General features: G+C 63.6%; 18 protein-coding genes. 5 read left to right on the forward strand and 13 right to left on the reverse strand.

The features are described 5' to 3' along the window. Nucleotides 1-134 precede the first annotated feature (134 nt). The gene (locus ACQZ2L_RS01835; protein WP_430324501.1) at nucleotides 135-1,496 is read right to left on the reverse strand and encodes an aspartate aminotransferase family protein; all 1,362 of its coding nucleotides are present in this window, start codon (nucleotides 1,494-1,496) and stop codon (nucleotides 135-137) included. A gap of 47 nt (nucleotides 1,497-1,543) precedes the next feature. Continuing rightward, nucleotides 1,544-2,902: a glutamine synthetase family protein gene (locus tag ACQZ2L_RS01840; RefSeq protein WP_430324502.1), complete on the reverse strand. Its 1,359-nt coding sequence runs from the start codon at nucleotides 2,900-2,902 to the stop codon at nucleotides 1,544-1,546. Between the two features lie 667 nt (nucleotides 2,903-3,569). On the opposite strand from ACQZ2L_RS01840, the gene ACQZ2L_RS01845 reads away from it, so the two are divergent. Continuing rightward, on the forward strand, nucleotides 3,570-4,946 hold the full coding sequence (locus ACQZ2L_RS01845) for a glutamine synthetase family protein (RefSeq protein ID WP_314876979.1): 1,377 nt from the start codon (nucleotides 3,570-3,572) through the stop codon (nucleotides 4,944-4,946). Between the two features lie 48 nt (nucleotides 4,947-4,994). Here the strand turns inward: ACQZ2L_RS01845 and argA are convergent, their stop codons facing one another. After that, nucleotides 4,995-6,293, reverse strand: coding sequence for an amino-acid N-acetyltransferase (argA, locus tag ACQZ2L_RS01850; protein ID WP_430324503.1), 1,299 nt, complete (start codon nucleotides 6,291-6,293; stop codon nucleotides 4,995-4,997). Between the two features lie 126 nt (nucleotides 6,294-6,419). After that, nucleotides 6,420-7,562, reverse strand: a complete 1,143-nt coding sequence (gene argE, locus ACQZ2L_RS01855; RefSeq protein WP_430324504.1) for an acetylornithine deacetylase — start codon at nucleotides 7,560-7,562, stop codon at nucleotides 6,420-6,422. Between the two features lie 153 nt (nucleotides 7,563-7,715). Between argE and ACQZ2L_RS01860 the strand changes: the two genes are divergently transcribed. Continuing rightward, on the forward strand, nucleotides 7,716-9,110 hold the full coding sequence (locus tag ACQZ2L_RS01860; protein ID WP_430324505.1) for an inorganic triphosphatase: 1,395 nt from the start codon (nucleotides 7,716-7,718) through the stop codon (nucleotides 9,108-9,110). On the opposite strand, the gene ACQZ2L_RS01865 is transcribed toward ACQZ2L_RS01860, so the two are convergent. Beyond that, nucleotides 9,099-9,569 carry an Lrp/AsnC family transcriptional regulator gene (locus ACQZ2L_RS01865; RefSeq protein WP_101315298.1) on the reverse strand — a complete coding sequence of 157 codons (471 nt, stop codon included), beginning with the start codon at nucleotides 9,567-9,569 and terminating at the stop codon, nucleotides 9,099-9,101. The genes ACQZ2L_RS01860 and ACQZ2L_RS01865 overlap by 12 nt on opposite strands. A 126-nt stretch (nucleotides 9,570-9,695) precedes the next feature. Here ACQZ2L_RS01865 and ACQZ2L_RS01870 point away from each other — a divergent pair, with 126 nt between their 5' ends. The 3 genes from ACQZ2L_RS01870 (at nucleotide 9,696) to ACQZ2L_RS01880 (ending at nucleotide 12,351) form a co-directional block, all read left to right on the forward strand. Beyond that, entirely contained in the window at nucleotides 9,696-10,022 is a 327-nt protein-coding gene (locus ACQZ2L_RS01870; RefSeq protein WP_430324506.1) for a hypothetical protein, read from the forward strand. 247 nt (nucleotides 10,023-10,269) lie between these two features. Next, nucleotides 10,270-11,949, forward strand: coding sequence for a GspE/PulE family protein (locus tag ACQZ2L_RS01875; protein ID WP_430324507.1), 1,680 nt, complete (start codon nucleotides 10,270-10,272; stop codon nucleotides 11,947-11,949). A gap of 87 nt (nucleotides 11,950-12,036) precedes the next feature. Continuing rightward, nucleotides 12,037-12,351, forward strand: coding sequence for a DUF2388 domain-containing protein (locus ACQZ2L_RS01880; RefSeq protein WP_186701103.1), 315 nt, complete (start codon nucleotides 12,037-12,039; stop codon nucleotides 12,349-12,351). A gap of 99 nt (nucleotides 12,352-12,450) precedes the next feature. Here ACQZ2L_RS01880 and gcvH read toward each other — a convergent pair whose 3' ends face one another. The 8 genes from gcvH to pepP all read right to left on the reverse strand — a co-directional run bounded on the left by gcvH (nucleotide 12,451) and on the right by pepP (nucleotide 21,236). Then, complete coding sequence (gcvH, locus tag ACQZ2L_RS01885; protein ID WP_430324508.1) at nucleotides 12,451-12,834, reverse strand: glycine cleavage system protein GcvH; 384 nt, start codon at nucleotides 12,832-12,834, stop codon at nucleotides 12,451-12,453. 51 nt (nucleotides 12,835-12,885) lie between these two features. Then, nucleotides 12,886-13,968 (reverse strand): glycine cleavage system aminomethyltransferase GcvT, encoded by a 1,083-nt coding sequence (gcvT, locus tag ACQZ2L_RS01890; RefSeq protein ID WP_181090009.1) that lies wholly within the window; start codon nucleotides 13,966-13,968, stop codon nucleotides 12,886-12,888. A 124-nt stretch (nucleotides 13,969-14,092) separates the two neighbouring features. After that, nucleotides 14,093-15,715 (reverse strand): ABC transporter permease, encoded by a 1,623-nt coding sequence (locus ACQZ2L_RS01895; RefSeq protein ID WP_430324509.1) that lies wholly within the window; start codon nucleotides 15,713-15,715, stop codon nucleotides 14,093-14,095. A gap of 195 nt (nucleotides 15,716-15,910) precedes the next feature. Continuing rightward, nucleotides 15,911-16,912: an extracellular solute-binding protein gene (locus tag ACQZ2L_RS01900; RefSeq protein ID WP_430324510.1), complete on the reverse strand. Its 1,002-nt coding sequence runs from the start codon at nucleotides 16,910-16,912 to the stop codon at nucleotides 15,911-15,913. An 87-nt stretch (nucleotides 16,913-16,999) separates the two neighbouring features. Beyond that, nucleotides 17,000-18,223, reverse strand: a complete 1,224-nt coding sequence (locus tag ACQZ2L_RS01905) for a 2-octaprenyl-3-methyl-6-methoxy-1,4-benzoquinol hydroxylase (RefSeq protein WP_430324511.1) — start codon at nucleotides 18,221-18,223, stop codon at nucleotides 17,000-17,002. Nucleotides 18,224-18,226: 3 nt separating this feature from the next. Then, a complete protein-coding gene (locus tag ACQZ2L_RS01910; RefSeq protein ID WP_103435608.1) occupies nucleotides 18,227-18,709 on the reverse strand; it encodes a DUF4442 domain-containing protein in 483 nt (160 codons plus the stop codon). After that, nucleotides 18,706-19,905, reverse strand: a complete 1,200-nt coding sequence (gene ubiH, locus ACQZ2L_RS01915; RefSeq protein ID WP_150570423.1) for a 2-octaprenyl-6-methoxyphenyl hydroxylase — start codon at nucleotides 19,903-19,905, stop codon at nucleotides 18,706-18,708. The genes ACQZ2L_RS01910 and ubiH overlap by 4 nt, the downstream gene beginning before the upstream one ends. Further along, nucleotides 19,902-21,236, reverse strand: a complete 1,335-nt coding sequence (pepP, locus tag ACQZ2L_RS01920) for a Xaa-Pro aminopeptidase (RefSeq protein ID WP_314876967.1) — start codon at nucleotides 21,234-21,236, stop codon at nucleotides 19,902-19,904. The genes ubiH and pepP overlap by 4 nt, the downstream gene beginning before the upstream one ends. Between the last annotated feature and the right edge of the window lie 6 nt (nucleotides 21,237-21,242).

A 21,242-nucleotide genomic window follows, 5' to 3' on the forward strand; every position in this document is an offset into this window, starting at 1 on the left:
GTTCAGCAGCCAGGTCCCATGGTGCAGCGCTGGGCGACTGAAACAGTCGCTAGTCTGGCAAGTTACAAGGCGCTGTATCAACAACAGCAGACCCTTGTAACCGCCTAATGTCACAACGCTAGCGTAGCAGGCGGCTATTTCACCGCTTCATAGGTCAAATCCAGGCACTTGCGCGCCTTTTCCACCAGTTCGTCGATCTCGGCATGGGAGATCACCAGCGGCGGCGCGATGATCATGGTGTCGCCTACGGCGCGCATGATCAGGCCGTTGTCGAAGCAGAAGTTACGGCAGATCATGCCGACGCCCTTGCCTTCGTAACGGCTGCGAGTTGCCTTGTCCTTGACCAGCTCGATCGCGCCGAGCAAGCCCAGGCCGCGTACTTCGCCTACCAATGGGTGGTCCTGCAGCTCACGCAAACGCTTTTGCAAATACGGTGCCGCTTCTGTCCTGGCGCGCTCGACGATGTGCTCATCGCGCAGCAGGCGCAGGTTTTCCAGGCCGACTGCAGCCGCCACCGGATGCCCGGAGTAGGTGAAGCCGTGGTTGAAATCGCCGCCTTCGCTGAGTGCCTGGGCGACCTTGTCACGCACGATCACACCGCCCATGGGGATGTAACCGGAGGTGAGGCCCTTGGCGATGGTCATCAGGTCAGGCTTGAGGTCGTAGTAGTCCGAACCGAACCACTCGCCGGTGCGGCCGAAACCGCAGATCACTTCGTCGGCGACGAACAGGATGTCGTATCTGGCGAGGATCTCTTTGACCTTCGGCCAGTAGGTTTCTGGTGGAATGATCACCCCGCCAGCACCCTGGATCGGCTCGGCGATAAACGCCGCAACATTGTCTTCGCCGACTTCGAGAATCTTCTGTTCCAGCTGCTCGGCCGCCCACACACCGAACGCGTCCGGGCTCATGTCGCCGCCTTCACCGAACCAGTACGGCTGAGGGATATGCACGATGCCCGGGATCGGCAAGCCGCCCTGCTCGTGCATGCCACTCATGCCGCCCAGGCTGGCACCGGCCACGGTCGAACCGTGGTAGCCGTTGATGCGGCCAATGATGGTCTGCTTGTGCGGCTTGCCCTTGAGCGCCCAGTAATGGCGAACCATGCGCAGCACGGTGTCGTTGCCTTCGGAGCCGGAGCCTGTGAAAAACACATGAGTCATGCCCGCCGGGGCCACGTCGCTGATCGCCTTGGCCAGCTCCAGCGCCGGCGGGTGGGCGGTCTGGAAGAACAGGTTGTAGTACGGCAGCTCGCGCATCTGCTTTTCGGCCGCCTGCACCAGCTCTTCACGCCCGTAACCGACCGCAACGCACCACAGCCCGGCCATGCCGTCGAGGATCTTGTGACCCTCGCTGTCCCACAGATGCACGCCCTCAGCCTTGGTGATGATGCGCGGGCCCTTCTCCTTCAGCTGTTTGTAGTCGCTGAAAGGTGCCAGGTGGTGCTCACCGCTGAGGGTTTGCCAGTCACGGGTTTGCGGGTTGTTGACGCTCATGTGCTTCTCCGTTGTAAGGCAGCCGCGCTCCTGCGGGCCGGGTTGGTTCAGACGGCAAACAGCAGGAATTCACGTTCCCAGGAGCTGATCACGCGTTTGAAGTTTTCATGCTCGGCGCGCTTGGTGGCGACGTAGCCGGCGATGAATTTCTTGCCCAGGTACTGCTCCAACTCCTGGCAGTTCTCCATGCGTTCCAGTGCATCTTCCAGGGTCAGCGGCAGGCGCAGGTTGCGCCGTTCGTAGCCACGGCCCTGCACTGGTGCGCTCGGTTCGATGGCCTGGATCATGCCGATGTAGCCACACAGCAGGCTGGCAGCGATGGCCAGGTACGGGTTGGCATCGGCGCCTGGCAGACGGTTCTCGACTCGGCGGTTCTGCGGCCCGGCATCCGGCACACGCAGGCCGACGGTGCGGTTTTCTTCACCCCACTCGACGTTGACCGGCGCCGAGGTGTCGGGCAGGAAGCGGCGGAACGAGTTGACGTTGGGGGCGAACAGCGGCAACACATACGGGATGAACTTCTGCAGCCCGCCGATATGGTTGAGGAACAGCTGGCTCATGCTGCCGTCGGCGTTGGCAAAGATGTTCTTGCCGGTCTGCATGTCGACCACGCTCTGGTGCAGGTGCATGGCGCTGCCCGGTTCGCCGGTCATTGGCTTGGCCATGAAGGTGGCGGCGACGTTGTGCTTGAGCGCAGCCTCGCGCATGGTCCGTTTGAACACCAGGATCTGGTCGGCCAGGTGCAGCGCGTCACCGTGACGGAAGTTGATCTCCATCTGCGCCGTGCCGTCTTCGTGGATCAGCGTGTCGAGGTCCAGCTGCTGCAGTTCGCACCAGTCATAGACGTCTTCGAACAGCGGGTCGAATTCATTGGCGGCTTCGATCGAGAACGACTGGCGGCCGGTTTCCGGGCGGCCCGAGCGGCCTACCGGCGGCTGCAGCGGGAAGTCCGGGTCTTCGCTGCGCTTGGTCAGGTAGAACTCCATCTCCGGCGCGACGATTGGCTGCCAGCCCTTGTCGCTGTAGAGCTTGAGCACCTTCTTCAGCACGTTGCGCGGCGACAGCTCGATCGGGTTGCCCTTTTTGTCGTAGGTGTCGTGGATCACCTGAGCAGTCGGCTCGATGGCCCAAGGCACGAGAAACACCGCGTTCTCGTCAGGTCGGCAGATCATGTCGATGTCGGCCGGGTCGAGCAGTTCGTAATAGATGTCATCGTCGACATAGTCGCCGGTCACGGTCTGCAGCAGCACGCTCTCAGGCAGGCGCATGCCCTTTTCGGCGATGAACTTGTTGGTCGGCGAGATCTTGCCGCGGGTGATGCCGGTCAGGTCGCTGATCATGCATTCCACTTCGGTGATCTTGTGTTCTTTCAACCAATCGGTGAGCTGGTCGAGGTTGTTACTCATAAATACCTCAGGAGGTAAGGTGGCCCGGTCGGGATAGCTCGGGCAGTGCTGACGTCGGGCGTCGATCAAGACGGTAGCCGGCTCGGCGCAAGGGCCGCAGCAGACCCGCGCCTTGATTCTGGATGGAGTAGCCGGGCATTGCAAAACTGCGCACACAGGACGTCACCGGAACCACGCCGACGGCGGGATTCCTTGAAGCATTCACAGGGCAGATCAAGCGAAGGGGGCGTAGCAGACTGCGACGTAAGGCGTATGGACCGGGGCGACCGTCAATTATTGCGGCCAGAGCATCAGCGTCAGCAAATGGCTGAGCGCTGCCCTTGCGGCAGACGGATTGAGTCCCTGAAAGCACTGCACAGACAGCACTTGCAGGTCGCGACAAGCGGACCATATGACCCTCGTATTATTGTGTTTTGGGTTGCGACCGAGCTTAGCCTTGTTCATTTTTTTACACAACACCTCCGTAAAAAATAAAAGACAGGCAGGCCGAGATAACCCTTTTCGGCTTAAATAGCGGATAATGCTTCGCCCCGATATGCAGCAAATCTGCCGTAGATGTGCCATTTCAGGGCGTTAAGGGGTTGGCTTGACTTCGGTTTGCGTTTCCGATTGACTGGAACTGCAAGCCCCCCTTGATTGATATTTTTAACAACAAAGGTGTTGCATCATGTCGGTACCCCCGCGTGCCGTTCAGCTTAACGAAGCGAACGCGTTCCTTAAGGAACATCCTGAGGTTCTCTACGTTGACCTTCTGATTGCAGATATGAATGGTGTGGTGCGCGGCAAGCGCATTGAGCGCACCAGCCTCCACAAGGTTTACGAGAAAGGCATCAACCTGCCGGCCTCCCTCTTCGCCCTCGACATCAACGGTTCGACCGTTGAAAGCACGGGCCTGGGTCTGGACATCGGCGATGCGGACCGCATCTGCTACCCGATCCCTGACACCCTGTGCAACGAGCCGTGGCAGAAGCGCCCTACCGCTCAGCTGCTGATGACCATGCACGAGATCGAAGGCGAGCCGTTCTTCGCCGATCCACGTGAAGTGCTGCGCCAGGTCGTGAGCAAGTTCGACGACATGGGCCTGACCATCTGCGCCGCCTTCGAACTCGAGTTCTACCTGATCGACCAGGAAAACGTGAACGGCCGTCCGCAGCCGCCGCGCTCGCCGATCTCGGGCAAACGCCCGCAGTCGACCCAGGTCTACCTGATCGACGACCTCGACGAATACGCCGACTGCCTGCAGGACATCCTTGAAGGTGCCAAAGAGCAAGGCATCCCGGCTGACGCCATCGTCAAGGAAAGCGCCCCGGCGCAGTTCGAAGTCAACCTGCACCATGTGCCTGATGCGCTCAAGGCCTGCGACTATGCAGTGCTGCTCAAGCGTCTGATCAAAAACATTGCCTACGACCATGAAATGGACACCACTTTCATGGCCAAGCCGTACCCCGGCCAGGCTGGCAATGGCCTGCATGTGCACATCTCTATCCTGGACAAAGATGGCCACAACATCTTCACCAGCGAGGATCCCGAGCAGAACGCCGCGTTACGCCACGCAGTCGGCGGTGTGCTCGAGACCCTGCCCGCGTCGATGGCGTTCCTGTGCCCGAACGTCAACTCGTACCGACGCTTCGGCGCTCAGTTCTATGTGCCCAACGCACAGAGCTGGGGCCTGGACAACCGTACCGTGGCTGTACGCGTGCCGACCGGTTCCGCCGATGCGGTGCGTTTGGAGCACCGTGTAGCGGGCGCCGACGCCAACCCGTACCTGATGATGGCGGCTGTGTTGGCAGGCGTGCACCACGGCCTGACCAACAAGATCGAACCGGGTGAACCGATCGAAGGCAACTCGTACGAGCAGCTTGAGCAGAGCCTGCCGAACAACCTGCGTGATGCCCTGCGCGAGCTGGACGACAGTGAAGTGCTGAACAAGTACATCGATCCTAAGTACATCGACATCTTTGTCGCGTGCAAGGAAAGCGAGCTGGAGGAGTTCGAGCACTCGATCTCCGACCTCGAGTACAACTGGTACCTGCACACCGTGTAAATCAAAACGCCGTCTGCTCAGACGGCGTTTTTCATTGTGGCGTGAGGCTTACAGGGTCTTCTCGAAGATCTTCGAGTTGCGCTGGAAGTTGTATAGCGAAGCCCTTGCTGCCGGCAGCCGCTCGACCCCACTGGGCTCGAAGCCGCGTTCACGGAACCAGTGCGCTGTACGTGTGGTGAGTACGAACAGGGTCTTCAGCCCCAGCGTGCGCGCCCGCGATTCGATCCGCTCGAGCAGGTCATCGCCACGGCCGCCATGGCGGTACTCAGGGTTGACCGCCAGGCACGCCAGCTCCCCCGCCGACGAATCGGCAATCGGATACAACGCCGCACAGGCGATGATCAGACCGTCGCGCTCGACCACACTGAACTGCTCGATCTCACGCTCCAGCACCTCGCGCGAACGGCGCACGAGAATGCCCTGCTCTTCCAGCGGGCTGATCAGCTCGAGCAAGCCACCGACGTCTTCGATGCTCGCCTCACGGACGATCTCGAACTGCTCCTGGGCCACCAGGGTGCCGCCGCCGTCGCGGGTGAACAGCTCGGTGAGCAGCGCACCGTCTTCGGCATAACTGACGATATGGCTACGCGCCACGCCGCCCTTGCAGGCCTCGGCGGCAGCATCCAGCAGTTCGCCCTGATAGTCGCTGCCCAGCCGTGCCAGGTGCGGCGCGATCTGCTGTGGACGCAACTCGCGCACCAGCCGGCCGTTTTCATCAAGCAGGCCGGGCTCGGCGCCAAACAGCAGCAGCTTGTCGGCGGCCAGTTCGATGGCCGCGCGGGTGGCGACGTCTTCGCAGGCCAGGTTGAAGATCTCGCCGGTCGGCGAATAGCCCAGCGGCGACAGCAGCACGATCGAGCGCTCGTCGAGCAGGCGATTGATGCCCTTGCGGTCGATCCGGCGGACTTCACCGGTGTGGTGATAGTCGACCCCTTCGAGCACGCCGATCGGCCGTGCAGTGACCAGGTTGCCGGACGCCACGCGCAGGCGTGCGCCCTGCATGGGCGAAGAGGCCATGTCCATCGACAGGCGCGCTTCGATGGCCACGCGCAAGGCGCCGACCGCGTCGATCACGCAATCCAGAGTCGCGGCGTCGGTGATGCGCATGCCGTGATGGTAATGCGGGGTCAGGCCACGGGCCGCCAGGCGGCTTTCGATCTGCGGGCGCGAACCGTGCACCAGCACCAGGCGCACGCCAAGGCTGTGCAGCAGCACCAGGTCGTGGACGATATTGCCGAAGTTGGGGTGATCGACGCCGTCGCCGGGCAGCATGACGACGAAGGTGCAGTCACGGTGAGCGTTGACGTACGGCGAAGCGTGGCGGAGCCAGGTTACGTAATCGGGCATGACAGGGCCTGTGGCTAAGTGGACGGAGAACGGTCAAGACGCACAACGGTGCGAGGTCATCGTCGGAACAGGCTTGCGGTCACACGCACTCTCCTCTGGCAGGTAACGAATCAGCTCAATGGACGTTTAGCTCAGGCAATAGTGCCTGATCAGGTCACGCAATAGACGCACGGTAGGCTCGATACGTGACATTTCAAGGTATTCGCCGGGCTGATGGGCACAGGCGATGTCGCCCGGCCCAAGCACAATGGTCTCGCAGCCCAGCTGTTGCAGGTAGGGCGCCTCGGTGGCGAAGGCCACAGCTTCGGCACGGTGCCCGGTCAAGCGCTCGGCCACCCACACCAGCTCGCTGTCGGCGGCCTGCTCGAACGGCGCCACCTCCGGGAACAACGGTTTGTAGTCGATGCTCACCTGATGCTGCTCGGCCAGCGGCACCAGCTTGGCGCGAATGGCCGCGCGCAGTTGCTCCGGGTCCATCCCGGGCAACGGCCGCAGGTCGAACTCCAGCGCGCACTGGCCGCAGATCCGGTTGGGGTTGTCGCCACCGTGAATGCAGCCAAAGTTCAGCGTCGGCGTCGGCACAGTGAACTGCGGGTTGCTGTAGGTCTGCTGCCAGTGCTGGCGCAGGCCGATCATCTCGGCCATCACTGCGTGCATCGCTTCCATCGCACTGTGGCCCAGGCTTGGGTCTGACGAATGGCCGCTGCGGCCGAGAATGTCGATGCGTTCCATCATGATGCCCTTGTGCAGGCGAATCGGCCTGAGCCCGGTCGGCTCGCCGATCACCGCGGCACGGCCAAGCGGCTGACCGGCCTCGGCCAGGGCGCGGGCGCCGGACATCGAGCTTTCTTCGTCACAGGTGGCGAGGATCAGCAATGGCTGCTTGAAGTCATGTTCGAGCAGCGGCAGCACGGCCTCGATCACCAGCGCGAAGAAGCCTTTCATGTCGCAACTGCCCAGGCCGACCCAGCGATCGCCCACCTCGGTCAGTTTCAGCGGGTCGCTCTGCCACAATTGCTCATCGAACGGCACCGTGTCGCTGTGGCCGGCCAGAATCAGCCCGCCAGGCCCCGTGCCGCGACTGGCCAGCAGGTTGAACTTACCGGGGGTGACCTGCTGGATATCGCATGTGAAGCCAAGGTCACTCAGCCAGCCGGCGAGCAAGTCGATTACCACGCGGTTGGACTGATCCAGTGCGGGCTGGGTGCAACTGACCGATGGCGCGGCGATCAGGGCGGCGAACTGGTCTTTCAGCGATGGCAACGGCATGCGCGGATTCCTCGAAAACGTCGACCCATCATAACAACGCCTGACGTAGACGGCGCAAGGCCGCTGCACCGGGGCAACCGACCAGTCGGATCACAGCAGCACGGCCGACTGCTGTAGACTGCCTCGCAACGATGCCCCTCCTTCGAGCCCGCGATGCACAAAGAAACCGAACTCAAACTCCGCGCCAGCCGCGAGACTCTCACCGCCCTTCGTGAGCACCCCCTGCTGAAGAAGCGCAACAAGTCCGGCTGGCAGACCCGCGAACTGCTCAACCAGTACTTCGACACCCCTGAGCGTGAGCTGTCAGCCGCGCGGGTCGCCCTGCGTCTGCGCCGCGACGGCGATGCCGTCATCCAGACCCTCAAGTGCCGGGGCCAGAGCGTCGCTGGCCTGTCCGAGCGCAACGAATTCGAGTGGTCGCTGGAAAAAGCCAAGCTCGACCTGAAAAAACTCGACGCCAGCTGCTGGCCCGAGCAACTCGCCGAGCTCGACAAAAAGACCATCAAACCGCTGTTCACCACCGACTTCACCCGCGAGTTCGCCGAGATCTCCTGGGGCCGCGGCAAGGCCAAAGTGGTTATCGAAGCAGCACTGGACCAAGGCTTTGTCATCGCTGGCAAGCGCAAGGAAGAAATCTGCGAGCTGGAGCTTGAGCTGCGCGAAGGTTCCGCCGAAGCCCTGCTGGAACTGGCCGCCGAGCTGGCCGCCAGCCTGCCGTTGATGCCCTGCGACATCAGCAAGGCCGAGCGTGGCTACCGCCTGCTTGAGCCGGACAGCTACGAGCTGGACCTGCCAAGCGCCGAGCTCGACGCCGAGATGCCGGTCGACGATGCCTTCACCGCCCTGGCCTGGCAGTTGCTGGCGAGCAGCCAACGGCTGGCCGAGCAGTACCGCCACAGCGGCCACTGGCGCCTGCTGCAGGACTGGGTACAGTGCCTGAGCGAACTGCGCGCCCTGGCTGGCAGCATGGGCCAGGCCGCGCCGCGCGCGACCACCAGCGCCCTGCGCGCCAGCCTCGACGCGTTGCTGGAAGACTGGCGCCCGCTGGTTCAGGCCGGTAACGACGACGAAGACGTCCGACGCGCCGCGCCCGAGCAGTTCAGCGAAGAGCTGGAAGACCCACGCTGGGGCCAGTTCTCGCTGGAAACCTCACGCTGGTTGCTGGCCCGCACCTGGACCGTCGAGCGCAAAGCCCGTGGCGAGCGCCAGGGCAAGGCGCAGTTGGCCAACTGGCTGCAGCACCTGGTCGGCGAAGAAGCCCGCGCGCTGAAGCTGCAGGAGCGTTATGTGCAGCAGCCGGAAGACCTCGGCGAGCAGCTGCCCCGCATTGAAACCCTGCTGACCTGGCTGCGCCACGCCCGCCAGGTACTCGACGTGCCGCAAATGGACCGCCTCTATGGCGAGCTGAACAAGCTGCACAAGCTGGCCGAGCAGCCGCTGGGCGAAGAAGAGAACGACGAACTGCTGATCGCCCGCGTCGAACAGGCCCGTGCGATCGAGCAGAACCGTGCCTGGAAGCACCTGCTCAAGTCGCCGTCAACGCGCTAACGGCAGGCTGGTCGTGGACTTGATTTCGGACAAGGCCACGATCGAGTTGACCTCCTGGATCCCCGGCACATTCGACAGCTTTTCGAAGAAGAACCGTTCGTAAGCTTCGATGTCCGGGGTGACAATGCGCAACAGAAAGTCCACCGACCCCATCAGCACGTAACACTCCAGCACCTCGGGAAATTCGCGGATCGCTTCGGTGAAGCCGGCGAAGTTGGAACGCCCGTGGGCGTTTAGCTTCACCTCGGCGAAGATCTGCGTATTCAGGCCGACCTTCTTGCGGTCGAGCAGGGTCACCTGAGCGCGAATCACCCCCTCTTCTTTCAGCCGTTGAATGCGCCGCCAGCAGGGTGACTGCGACAGGCCGACACGTTCGGCAATCTGCGCGCTGGACAATGAAGCATCCTCTTGCAGCAGCTGCAGGATGCGGCGGTCATAGGCGTCCAGTTCGCTTTGCATTAACTATTCTCCAAACTGCTTACCTGCGAATTGATCTATCTGTCGATCTGGCAAATCGACTCAATCATAGCGAAAAAATGCCGCCTTCCGCGTGGCAGAATTTCTTCCGCCCTGGAGGAGAATCTCATGAACGCACTCGAACGGCCCGATACCCTGCCCCGCTCCGACGTCTGGGCCGCCAGCGCGGCGCACAGCCACGTGCGTTATCAACTGCAAGCCGAGGCCGAGCCAGACAGCCTGTGCCGAGTGCTGAACCTGTTCGCGATGCAGTTCCTCACGCCTAATAGTGTGCAGATGCGTCAGCAGGGCGACTGGCTGGAGCTGGACATCGGCATCGATGGCTTGAGCTGGCATCGCGCTGAAGTCATCGCGCAGAAGCTGCGCAATCTGGTTTGCGTTGGTGAGGTCGAGCTCAGCAACTTGCCGCAGTTGCAGGGTGTGGCGGCAGGCTGACGGGCGCTGGGGGGCGCTTTGCGCCCCTTTCGCGACACAAGGCCGCTCCTACGGGGACCGCGCAAGCAGATAGTACGCGGTCCCTGTAGGAGCGGCCTTGTGTCGCGAAAGGGCTGCAAAGCAGCCCCCGACTTACTCAAGCAAAACACCAATTTCAGCCAGTAAAACCCCGCAATCGTTGCATCGACGCCAAACCCGTCCAGGCGACTAGCCTTGCCCGTACCTTTCCGGCACGGACGCCGCCACAATGCATACCCAAGACAGCCACGACCTCGACCTCAAACGCCTGCTCGACGCCTTGCTCACCGACCACCGCCTGCAACCCAGCGATGTCCTGCAGGCCCTTGAAGCGCCTAACCAGAGCAACAGCCACCCGCTCGAAATCATCGCCAGCCTGAACCTGAGCGATCAACAGCGCCCCGGCCATGTCCTCGATCTGGACAGCCTGTGCCAATGGCTGGCCGATGCCGTGCAGCAACCCTTCGTCCGGCTCGACCCGCTGCAGATCGACCTGGCCCAGGTCGGCAGCCTGATCTCGCGTGCCTTCGCCGACCGCCATGGCATCCTCGCTCTGGCAGTCGATGTGCACAGCGTCACCGTGGCCAGTTCGCAGCCCTTTCAGCGTGAGTGGGAGCACGATCTGGCGCGCAGCCTGGGCAAGCGCGTCCAGCGCGTGCTAGCCAGCCCAGTGCACATTCGCCAACTGAGTCAGAGCCTGTTCCGCCTGGCCCACTCGGTTCAGGGTGCCGGCCTGCAACAGGATGCCAGCCTGGGCGAGCTCGAGCAGTTGCTGGAGCTGGGTAAGCGCCAAGGCGAGGCCGGCGCGGAGGATGCGCACATCGTGCATATCGTCGACTGGCTGCTGCAGTACGCGATCGAGCAGCGCGCCAGCGATATCCACCTCGAACCGCGCCGTGAACAAGGCCAGCTGCGCTATCGCATCGACGGCCTGCTGCACACGGTGTATGCCTTTCCCCTGGCCGTTACCCTGGCGCTGGTGAGCCGCCTCAAGCATCTGGCCCGCATGGATGTCGCGGAGAAACGCCGACCGCAGGACGGTCGCCTGAAGACGCGGCTGGCCGGCGAGATGGAAGTCGAGCTGCGCCTGTCGACCCTGCCCACCCCGTTTGGCGAAAAGCTGGTGCTGCGCCTGTTCGACCCGCAGCAGTTGCATGAGGACTTCGACCGGCTCGGCCTCGATGGCGAGCTGCTGCACCGCTGGCAGGCACTGCTGCGCCAGCGTCAGGGCATCATTCTGGTAACCGGGCCGACCGGCTCGGGCAAGACCAGCACGCTGTACGCGAGCCTCAAGCGGTTGGCCACGCCAGAGGTCAACCTGTGCACCATCGAAGATCCGATCGAGCGGCTGGAGCCAGCGTTCAACCAATTGCAGGTGCAGCCCAGCCTTGACCTGGGCTTTGCCAACGGCGTTCGGGCGCTGCTGCGGCAAGATCCGGACATCATCATGATTGGTGAAATCCGCGACCGTGAAACCGCTCAGGTGGCCATGCAGGCAGCACTGACCGGCCATCTGGTGTTGTCGACCCTGCACACCAACGATGCCTGCGCAGCGATTGTTCGCCTGCAAGAGCTGGGCGTTGCCGATTACCTGATCAAAGCCACGTTGATCGGGGTAATGGCCCAGCGTCTGGTGCGCACTTTGTGCGCCACCTGCAAAGGCCAGTCAGCGCAGCCGCCCATGCCCTGTCGGGCATGCCGCAGTACCGGTTACCTGGGCCGTATCGGGCTGTTTGAGCTGCTCACACCAGGTGCAGCCTTACTCGGCAGCATTGGCCCGGCGACCGACCTGGCGCAGCTGCGTCAGCATGCCCTGCGCGATGGCCTGCGCGATCTGCGCAGCGACGGTGAGGCCAAGATCGCCCGCGGGCTGACCAGTCTGAGTGAAGTGCTGAACGTCTGCAGCTGACGAATATTCCTTAGCGCGCAAGGAACTTGGCCTGTGGATCGAGCATCCAAGCAAGCATTATCCGCCCACCCTCCCAGGTACTTCAGCATGCGTTTCAAAACAGCCATCGCCGCCGCTGCCCTGCTTTCGCTGCCCGTTGGCTCGGCCATGGCCGACAGCTTCTGGCACAACGTCATCTCGTCCGGCGCAACTACTGCGTCGACCTATCTGACGTTCAAGGATCACAAGATGATCGTCGCTGCGCAGGACGATGCCGGCAGCTTCGTTGCCAGTGAAGGGGCTATTCGCGGGCCGTTCCTTGAAGCTGCGATGCGTCAGGTACGGGCCGACAATCCAGGCCTGGAGGCAAGCGACATGCAACTGGCCAATGCCATCCTGGCCAAAAACGCTGTAGCTGAATAAGCCCGCGCTGTTGCTACCGATGGTGGCAACTGAGTGATAGCGACCGCTCCTGGCCCAGCCGTGCCGGCCCAGGAGCGACAAGCGCTGCAGCGGGGCTATTTACTCGCCGATAGCAGCCTTGTAGCCAGCGGCGTCGAGCAGCTTGTCCAGCTCGGCAGTGTTGGCCGGCTTGAGTTTGAAGATCCACGATTCATAAGGGCTGTCATTGAGCGATTCAGGGCTGTCAGCCAGGTCTTCGTTGACCGCAATCACTTCGCCCGAGACCGGCGCGTAGATATCCGAAGCGGCCTTGACCGACTCGACCACGCCAGCAGCGTCGCCTGCTGCGAACACTTTGCCAACTTCAGCCAGCTCGACGAAAACCACGTCACCCAGAGCCTCCTGGGCGTGATCGCTGATGCCAACGGTTACCGTGCCATCGGCTTCCAGCCGTGCCCATTCGTGGCTTTCGGCAAAACGCAGTTCGGCGGGAATATTGCTCATGTCGTAGGGTCCTCGATGTCAGGGATCAGCGGTCGGCCCGCCAGATAATTGTTAGATGAGAATCTTGCCGTGGCGCACGAAGGTCGGTTTGACCACCCGCACCGGGTACCACTTGCCGCGAATTTCGACCTCGGCGCGCTCGCCGGTGGCCATCGGCACACGCGCCAGGGCAATCGACTTGCTCAGCGTAGGAGAGAAACTACCACTGGTGATCTCCCCTTCGCCAATCCCGGCGACGCGAACCACCTGATGGGCACGCAGCACGCCGCGTTCTTCGAGCACCAGCCCGACCAGTTTTTCCTGCACGCCGTGCTCGATTTCATTGAGCAGCGCACTGCGGCCGATGAACTCGCGCTCGGCCGGCTGCCAGGCGATGCACCAGCCGAGGTTGGAGGTCTGTGGGGTGTGCTGCTCGTCGATGTCCTGGCCGTACAGGTTCATGCCGGCTTCCAGGCGCAGGGTATCGCGCGCGCCGAGGCCACTCGGGGCGATACCGGCGCCAACCAGGTCATTGAAAAAAACCGGAGCTTGTTCGGCAGGCAGAATGATCTCCAGGCCGTCTTCGCCGGTGTAGCCGGTGCGTGCGATGAACCAATCGCCCTCAGCCACGCCTTCGAATGGCTGTAGCTCACGGATCAGCGCTGCGCGCGACCAGGACACCAGCTCAGCCACCTTGTCGCGGGCACGGGGGCCCTGGATGGCGATAATGGCCAGCTCCGGACGTGGCGTGACGTTGACCTCGTAGCCAGCGCTGTGCGCCTGCAGCCAGGCGACGACCTTGGCTCGGGTGGCGGCATTGGCCACCAGCCGGTAGCCGGCCTCGGTGCGATACACGATCAAATCGTCGACCACACCGCCCTGTTCATTCAGCAGGGTGCTGTAGAGCGCCTTGCCGGTACTGCCCAGGCGGGCCACGTCATTGGCCAGCAGGTACTGCAAGCAGGGTGTGGCTGCCGGGCCATCGACATCGATCACCGTCATGTGCGAGACGTCGAATACGCCGCAGTCAGCGCGCACCTGATGGTGCTCCTCGACTTGCGAGCCATAGTGCAGAGGCATGTCCCAACCGCCAAAGTCGACCATCTTGGCGCCTAGCGCCAAGTGCCAGTCGTACAAAGGTGTGCGCTGTCCCATGGGTTTCTCCTTCCGGGCGTGGCGAAGCGGCGACGGTCGGCGACGTTCAATCGTCACCTGATCTTGTAGGACCCGCCGCAGCGAATGGCGCGCATTGTAGCGGCAAGGGCGCGGGCTGGCATCCTCAGTGAGTCTGACCCGGGCGACGGGCCGAACGGCGTATCAGGCCGATGACCGGCAACAGGCCGACCAGCACCAGCGTCAGCGCGGGCAGCGAAGCGCGTGCCCACTCGCCCTCGCTGGTCATCTCGAACACCCGTACGGCAAGGGTGTCCCAGCCGAACGGACGCATCAGCAAGGTCGCCGGCATCTCCTTGAGCACATCGACGAACACCAGCAAGGCGGCACTCAGAGCGCCCGGTACCAACAACGGCAGATATACCTTGAAAAACAATCTCGGCCCGCCGACGCCGAGGCTGCGCGAGGCTTCCGGCAGTGACGGTCGAATCCGCTCGAGGCTGCTTTCCAGCGGGCCATAGGCGACCGCGATAAAGCGCACCAGATAGGCCAGCAACAATGCCGCCAGGCTGCCCAGCAGCAACGGCCGGCCGGCACCGCCCAGCCATTGCGACAGCGGCACCACCAATTGATTGTCGAGATAACTGAACGCCAGCATGATCGACACCGCCAACACCGAACCGGGCAAGGCATAGCCCAGGTTGGCCAGGCCAACACCGGCGCGGATCGCCCCGGTCGGTGCCTGGCGGCGGGCAAACGCCAGCAGCAGCGCGGCGGTGACCGTGATCAGTGCCGCCATCGCGCCAAGGTACAGGGTGTGCATGACCAGGCCGACATAGCGCTCATCCAGATCGTGCCGGCCACGCTGCCAGAACCACACCAGCAGTTGCAGCAGCGGGATGACGAAGGCGCAGGCGAACACCAGCAGACACCAGCCGCTGGCTGCCCACGCCTTGAGCCCGCGCAGGTGATACAACGCCTGCACCCGTGGCCGCTCGTTACCGCTGCGGCTGGCACCGCGGGCGCGGCGTTCGCCATACAGCACCAGCATCACTACCAAGAGCAGCAAACTGGCCAGCTGGGCCGCGCTGGACAGGCTGAAGAAGCCGTACCAGGTCTTGTAGATGGCGGTGGTGAAGGTGTCGAAATTGAATACCGCCACGGCGCCGAAATCCGCCAGGGTTTCCATCAGCGCAAGGGCGATGCCGGCGCCGATGGCGGGCCGCGCCATCGGCAGCGCAACCCGCCAGAACGCCTGCAACGGCGACAGGCCCAGGACCCGGGCCGCCTCCATCAAGCCTTTGCCCTGAGCCATGAATGCGCTTCGCGCGAGCAGATACACGTAGGGGTAGAACACCAGCACCAGCACGGTGATTACCCCGCCGGTAGACCGCACCCGGGGCAGGCGCATCGGCCCGAATAGTTCACGCAGAGCGCTCTGCACCGGCCCGGCGAAATCCAGCAGGCCAACGAATACGAACGCCAGTACATAGGCCGGAATGGCGAACGGCAGCATCAAGGCCCAGTCGAGCCAGCGCCGCCCGGGGAACTCGCAGAGGCTGGTGAGCCAGGCAAGGCTCACGCCGAGTATGGTGACGCCGATGCCCACACCGACTACCAGGGTCAGGGTATTGCCCAGCAGACGGCTCATTTGCGTGTCGAGCAGGTGCGACCAGATCTGCATATCGATCGACTGCCATGACAGCAGCAGGACGCTCAGCGGCAGCAGTACCAGAGCGGCGATCAGGCCGACCGGCAGGTACCAGCGGCGTTGGGGGTCGTGGGACAAGTCTCGAGTCTCGTTTATAGGTTGGGGCCGCTTTGCGGCCCTTCGCGGCGGTCCGGCGTTCCGGTGAACCCGCTCCCACAGGGACCTGCAGCGCCGCAGAACCTGTGGGAGCGGGCTCACCGGAACGCCGGACCGCCGCGAAGGGCCGCAGAGCGGCCCCAAAAATCAGCAGCCAGCAAGGATAAAGCCCGGCGCTTAGTTCCAGCCAGCCCGATCCATCAGACGAATCGCCTCGGCCTGACGCTTGCCGGCCACTTCCACCGGCAGGCTGTCAGCCTTGAACGTGCCCCAGGCAGCTACCTCATCCGACGGCTTGACCTTAGGGTTGGCCGGGAACTCCTGGTTGATGTCGGCAAACAGCTTTTGCGCTTCTTCGCCGGTCATCCACTCCACCAGTTTTTTCGCTGCTTCCGGGTGCGGCGCATGCTTGGTCAGGCCGATGCCCGAGAGGTTGATGTGCACGCCACGGTCGGCCTGATTCGGCCAGAACAGCTTGATCGGCAGAGTGGGCTGCTGCTTGTGCAGGCGGCCGTAGTAGTAGGTGTTGACCACGCCAACGTCGCACTGGCCGGCTTCGATGGCCTGCAGCACAGCGGTGTCATCGGAGAACACGTCAGTGGACAGGTTGCCGACCCAGCCCTTGATGATCTGCTCGGTCTTGGCCTCGCCATGGGTCTCGATCATGGTCGCCGTCAGCGACTGGTTGTAGACCTTTTTCGCAGTACGCAGGCACAGGCGCCCTTCCCACTGCTTGTCGGCCAGCGCCTCGTAGGTGCTCAGCTCGCTCGGTTTGACCCGCTCGGTGGAGTAGACGATGGTCCGCGCGCGCAGGCTCAGGCCGGTCCAGTCATGGGACTTGGCGCGGTACTGGGGAGGGATGTTGGCGTCGATGATGTCCGACTTGATCGGCTGCAGAATGCCCATCTGCTCGGCCTGCCAGAGGTTGCCGGCATCCACGGTGAGCAGCAGGTCAGCCACGCCGTTCTGGCCCTCGGCCTTGATGCGCTGCATCAGCGGCGCTTCCTTGTCGGTGATGAACTTGATCTTGACCCCGGTCTTGGCCGTGTAGGCGTCGAACACCGGTTTGATCAGCTCATCGATGCGCGAGGAGTACACCACCACTTCGTCCGCCGCCTGCACAGTGCCGCCGAACAGGGTCAGGGCCAGGGCGGCCAGTAGGTGCTTGCGTGGCAACATCGGGAATTCCTCGCGGGTGATTGAGCTGCGAATGGTAGTGAATACCATTAAGCAGCTCACCCGCTGAGCAGTTACCAGATGTTGCAGTCAGGGCCGGGCCAGTTCCGGCAGATCGCCCGACAAACCCAGCGCCTGACGCACGAACAGCGCCTTCGCCTCAGGCAGTTGCTCGACCAACTTCAAACCGCTGTTGCGCAGCCAGCGCAGCGGCAACGGGTTGGCCTGGAACAGCCGCTCGAAGCCCTCCATGGCTGCCATCAGCGCCAGGTTGTGCGGCATGCGCCGGCGCTCGTAGCGGCTCAGTACCTTCACATCCGCCAACCGCTCGCCGCGCTCGCAGGCCCGGACCAGCTCTTCGGCCAGTACCGCGGCATCAAGAAAGCCCAGGTTGACGCCCTGCCCGGCCAGCGGGTGAATCACATGGGCGGCATCGCCGATCAACGCCAGACCTTCAGCCACATAGCGCTTGGCGTGGCGCTGGCGCAGCGGCACGCAGACCCGAGGGTCAACCTCAAGCACCTGACCCAAACGCCCCTCAAAGGCCCGCTGCAGGGCCTCGGCGAAGGCGGCATCGTCCTGCTTCATCAGTTGCTCGGCCTGCTCTGGGGTAGTCGACCAGACGATCGAGCACCACTGCTGGCCGCCATCACGCGCCAGCGGCAGAAACGCCAGCGGCCCCTCGTCGGTGAAGCGCTGCCAGGCGGTGGCCTGGTGCGCCTCGCTGCAGCGCACGCTGGTGACGATGGCCTGGTGCAGGTAATCCCACTCGCGGGTCTCGCAGCCGGTCAGGTGGCGCACCGCCGAATTGGCGCCATCGGCAGCGATAACCAACGGCGCACGCAGGCGACGGCCATCGGCCAGGGTCAGCAGCCACTCATCACCGGAGCGGCGCATCTGCTCCAGGCGGGCATTGGCCAGCAGGCCTATGTCGCTGTCGAGCAAGCGCTCCAGCAGGCCGTCCTGGACCACCCGATTTTCGACGATATGACCCAGCAGGTCGGCGTGAACACTGGCCGCCGAGAAGTGGATCTGGCCGGTGCCGCTGCCGTCCCACACGTGCATGTCGGTGTACGGCGACAGGCGCCGGGCGACGATGCCGTCCCAGGCGCCGAGGTGCTCGAGGATGCGCTGGCTGGCCGCCGACAAGGCGCTGACCCGCGGCTCGAACGCGGCTTGCTGGTCAAACGGCTTGACCGACAACGGGCCGCCGTCGAGCAGGACGACTTGCAGGCCGCTGTGGCGCAATGCCAGGGCCAGGGCGCTGCCGACCATACCGGCACCGACAATCAGTACATCTGCGCGCGTTTCCATGCCTTACGCCTGCCTCACTTGCGGCTTGAGCCGTACATAAAGAGTTTTATCGACCCGCGCCACCAGTTCACCGGCGCCGTCGCGGATGTCGACCTGCAGCCGCGGCAGGTATTTCTTGCCGCTGGCGGTCTGCTGGCGAATCTCGGCCAGCAGCGCGTCATCGACGTTGAACTCGGCATACACCGGGCCTTTGCCCGGTGAGATGAAGTCGATGCTGGCGGCCTTGTCCCAGACAATGTACTCGCTGCCCAGACGCTCGATCAGCAACAGCATGTAGAACGGGTCGACCATCGAATACAGGCTGCCGCCGAACTGGGTGCCGACGTAGTTGCGGTTCCAGCGGGTGAGCTTCATGCGCACCTTGATGTGGCTCATGTCGGGGCTGATCTGCTGCACCCGAATACCGGCACCCAAGTAGGGCGGGTAGATATTCAGCAACCAGCGCAGCATGCGGGCCTTGCGCGCCAGCCGACGCGAATCGCTCACAGGCGACCCCGCAGATCGCTGCGGGTGCCCAGGCCCATCGCCTGGCGGGCGAACCAGCGCTTGGCCGGTGGCAACAGGTCGAGGCCGAGCAAGCCCAGGTTGCGCCCGGTGGCCAGCAACGGCTGGCTGCTGCCGAACATCCGCGTGACCTGATCGGAGAAGCCGATGGTCAGGCTCTGGTCGAGCTGCTGACGCTGCTGATAGGTCTGCAGGGTCGCCAGGTCGCCGGGGTGCTGCGGACCGGCCAGCAAGCCTTCAGCCAGTGCCTGCACATCGCGCAGCGACAGGTTGAAGCCCTGCCCGGCAATCGGGTGCAGGCTGTGCGCGGCATTGCCGAGGACCACCAGATGCGGGCGCACCTGCTCGCTGGCAGCCACCAGCGCCAGCGGATACAGATGCCGTGCGCCAACCTGGCGCAGCGCACCGAGGCGGTAGCCAAAGACCTGCTGCAGCTCGGCGAGGAAGTTGCGCTCGTCGATCTCGGCCAGGCGCTTGGCGTCCATCCCCTGGCGGGTCCAGACCAGCGCACAGCGGTTGTCCGGCAACGGCAGCAAGGCCATCGGCCCTTGTTCGGTAAAGCGCTCGAATGCCTGACCGCCGTGCGCCTCACCCGGGGTGATATTGGCGATCAAGGCGCTCTGCTGATACGGCCGGCGCTGCACATGGATACCCAACTGCTCGCGCAGGCCCGAGCGACCACCGTCAGCCAGCACGGCCAGGTCACACTCAAGGCTGGTGTCGTCATCCAACTGCAAGCGGTAACCGCCCTCGATCGGCTGCATCGCCTTGACCTCGGCCGGGCAACGCCAGCTCACTACTTCCGGGTCCAGGCCCTGCCACAGGCACTGGCCGAGCCAGGCGTTTTCCACCACATAGCCCAGCGCCGGCACGCCTTCTTCGCTGGCATCCAGGCGGGTGGCGCCGAAGCGGCCGCGGTCGGACACGTGAATCTGCAGAATCGGCTCGGCGCGCTGGCTGATGGCCGGCCACAGGCCCAACTGCTGGTAGATCTGCCGGGTGCCGAACGACAACGCCGACGAGCGCGCATCGTAGCTTGGCTGAAACGCATCGCCAGGAGCGAACGGCTCGATCAGCAGGATCTTCCAGCCACGCGCCTTGGCCCCGGCCTGCAGCGCCAGCGCCAGGCTGGCGCCGACCAGGCCGCCGCCGATGATCGCCAGGTTGACCCGGCTCATGCCGCCTGCTCGCGGGCAGCGGCCATCAGCGCCTCGATCTCGGCAACCGTACGCGGTACGCCGGAGGTAAGAATTTCACAGCCCTGCCTGGTAACCACCACGTCGTCCTCGATCCTGATGCCGATACCGCGCCATTTTTTGGCCACGGCCTGATTGTCGGCGCCGATGTAAATGCCAGGTTCGACGGTCAGCGCCATACCCACTTCGAGCACCCGCCACTGGCCGCCGACCTTGTACTCGCCGACATCGTGCACATCCATGCCCAGCCAGTGCCCAGCGCGGTGCATGTAGAACGCGCGGTAGGCCTCGCTGTCGATCAGCGCCTGCACTTCGCCCTTGAGCAGGCCCAGCCGCACCAGCCCCGCGGTGATAACCCGCACCGTCGCTTCATGGGCATGGTTCCAGTGCTTGCCTGGGGCGATCTCGGCAAAGGCCGCAGCCTGGGCTTCGAGCACCAGCTCGTAGATGGCTTTCTGCTCAGCGGAAAAACGCCCGCTGACCGGGAACGTGCGGGTGATGTCGCTGGCATAGCAGTCGATCTCGCAGCCAGCATCGATCAGCACCAGGTCGCCGTCCTTGAGCACGGCGTCGTTCTGCTGATAGTGCAGGATGCAGCCATTACGCCCAGCTGCGACGATCGAGCCATAGGCCGCCATCTTCGCCCCGCCCTTGCGAAACTCGTAATCGAGCTCGGCCTCCAGGCTGTATTCGTGAAGCCCCGCCCGGCAGGCCTGCATGGCCCGCACATGGGCCCGCGCAGAAATCGCCGCAGCGGCGCGCATGACCTTCACTTCTGCTGCCGATTTATACAGACGCATGTCGTGCAGCAGATGATCCAGCGCAACGAACTCGTTGGGCGGCTGCGCACCAAGGCGGGCCTTGGAGCGGATCAGGTTGATCCAGTCCATCAGGCGCCGGTCGAACTCGGGGTTGCTGCCCATCGCCGTGTACACCCGCTCGCGGCCTTCGATCAGGCCCGGCAGGATCTCGTCGATGTCGGTAATCGGAAACGCATCGTCCGCGCCATACTCGCGCAGGGCACCTTCCTGACCGGCACGCAGGCCGTCCCACAGCTCGCGCTCCGGGTTGCGTTCACGGCAGAACAGCACGTATTCACCGTGCTCGCGACCGGGGATCAGAACGATGACCGCCTCAGGCTCGGGAAAGCCGCTGAGGTACTGGAAGTCGCTGTCCTGACGGTACACGTGCTCGACGTCACGGTTGCGAATGGCAACCGCAGCGGCAGGCAGAATGGCAATGCTGTTGGGGACCATCTGCGCCATCAGCGCCTTGCGCCGACGGGCATACTCGGCCTTGGGTATGTGGCTCATGGGCAG

The organism is Pseudomonas shirazensis, from assembly GCF_050496565.1.
Classification (GTDB): Bacteria; Pseudomonadota; Gammaproteobacteria; order Pseudomonadales; family Pseudomonadaceae; genus Aquipseudomonas; species Aquipseudomonas shirazensis_A.

Coding starts and splice junctions, on each gene's coding strand:
- ACQZ2L_RS01870 (WP_430324506.1), top strand. CDS start 9,696: ATGAACGCACTCGAACGGCCCGATACCCTGCCCCGCTCCGACGTCTGG.
- gcvH (WP_430324508.1), bottom strand. CDS start 12,834: ATGAGCAATATTCCCGCCGAACTGCGTTTTGCCGAAAGCCACGAATGG.
- argA (WP_430324503.1), bottom strand. CDS start 6,293: ATGCCCGATTACGTAACCTGGCTCCGCCACGCTTCGCCGTACGTCAAC.
- argE (WP_430324504.1), bottom strand. CDS start 7,562: ATGCCGTTGCCATCGCTGAAAGACCAGTTCGCCGCCCTGATCGCCGCG.
- ubiH (WP_150570423.1), bottom strand. CDS start 19,905: ATGAGCCGGGTCAACCTGGCGATCATCGGCGGCGGCCTGGTCGGCGCC.
- ACQZ2L_RS01865 (WP_101315298.1), bottom strand. CDS start 9,569: ATGCAAAGCGAACTGGACGCCTATGACCGCCGCATCCTGCAGCTGCTG.
- gcvT (WP_181090009.1), bottom strand. CDS start 13,968: ATGGGACAGCGCACACCTTTGTACGACTGGCACTTGGCGCTAGGCGCC.
- ACQZ2L_RS01900 (WP_430324510.1), bottom strand. CDS start 16,912: ATGTTGCCACGCAAGCACCTACTGGCCGCCCTGGCCCTGACCCTGTTC.
- ACQZ2L_RS01905 (WP_430324511.1), bottom strand. CDS start 18,223: ATGGAAACGCGCGCAGATGTACTGATTGTCGGTGCCGGTATGGTCGGC.
- ACQZ2L_RS01845 (WP_314876979.1), top strand. CDS start 3,570: ATGTCGGTACCCCCGCGTGCCGTTCAGCTTAACGAAGCGAACGCGTTC.
- ACQZ2L_RS01840 (WP_430324502.1), bottom strand. CDS start 2,902: ATGAGTAACAACCTCGACCAGCTCACCGATTGGTTGAAAGAACACAAG.
- ACQZ2L_RS01860 (WP_430324505.1), top strand. CDS start 7,716: ATGCACAAAGAAACCGAACTCAAACTCCGCGCCAGCCGCGAGACTCTC.
- ACQZ2L_RS01835 (WP_430324501.1), bottom strand. CDS start 1,496: ATGAGCGTCAACAACCCGCAAACCCGTGACTGGCAAACCCTCAGCGGT.
- ACQZ2L_RS01875 (WP_430324507.1), top strand. CDS start 10,270: ATGCATACCCAAGACAGCCACGACCTCGACCTCAAACGCCTGCTCGAC.
- pepP (WP_314876967.1), bottom strand. CDS start 21,236: ATGAGCCACATACCCAAGGCCGAGTATGCCCGTCGGCGCAAGGCGCTG.
- ACQZ2L_RS01880 (WP_186701103.1), top strand. CDS start 12,037: ATGCGTTTCAAAACAGCCATCGCCGCCGCTGCCCTGCTTTCGCTGCCC.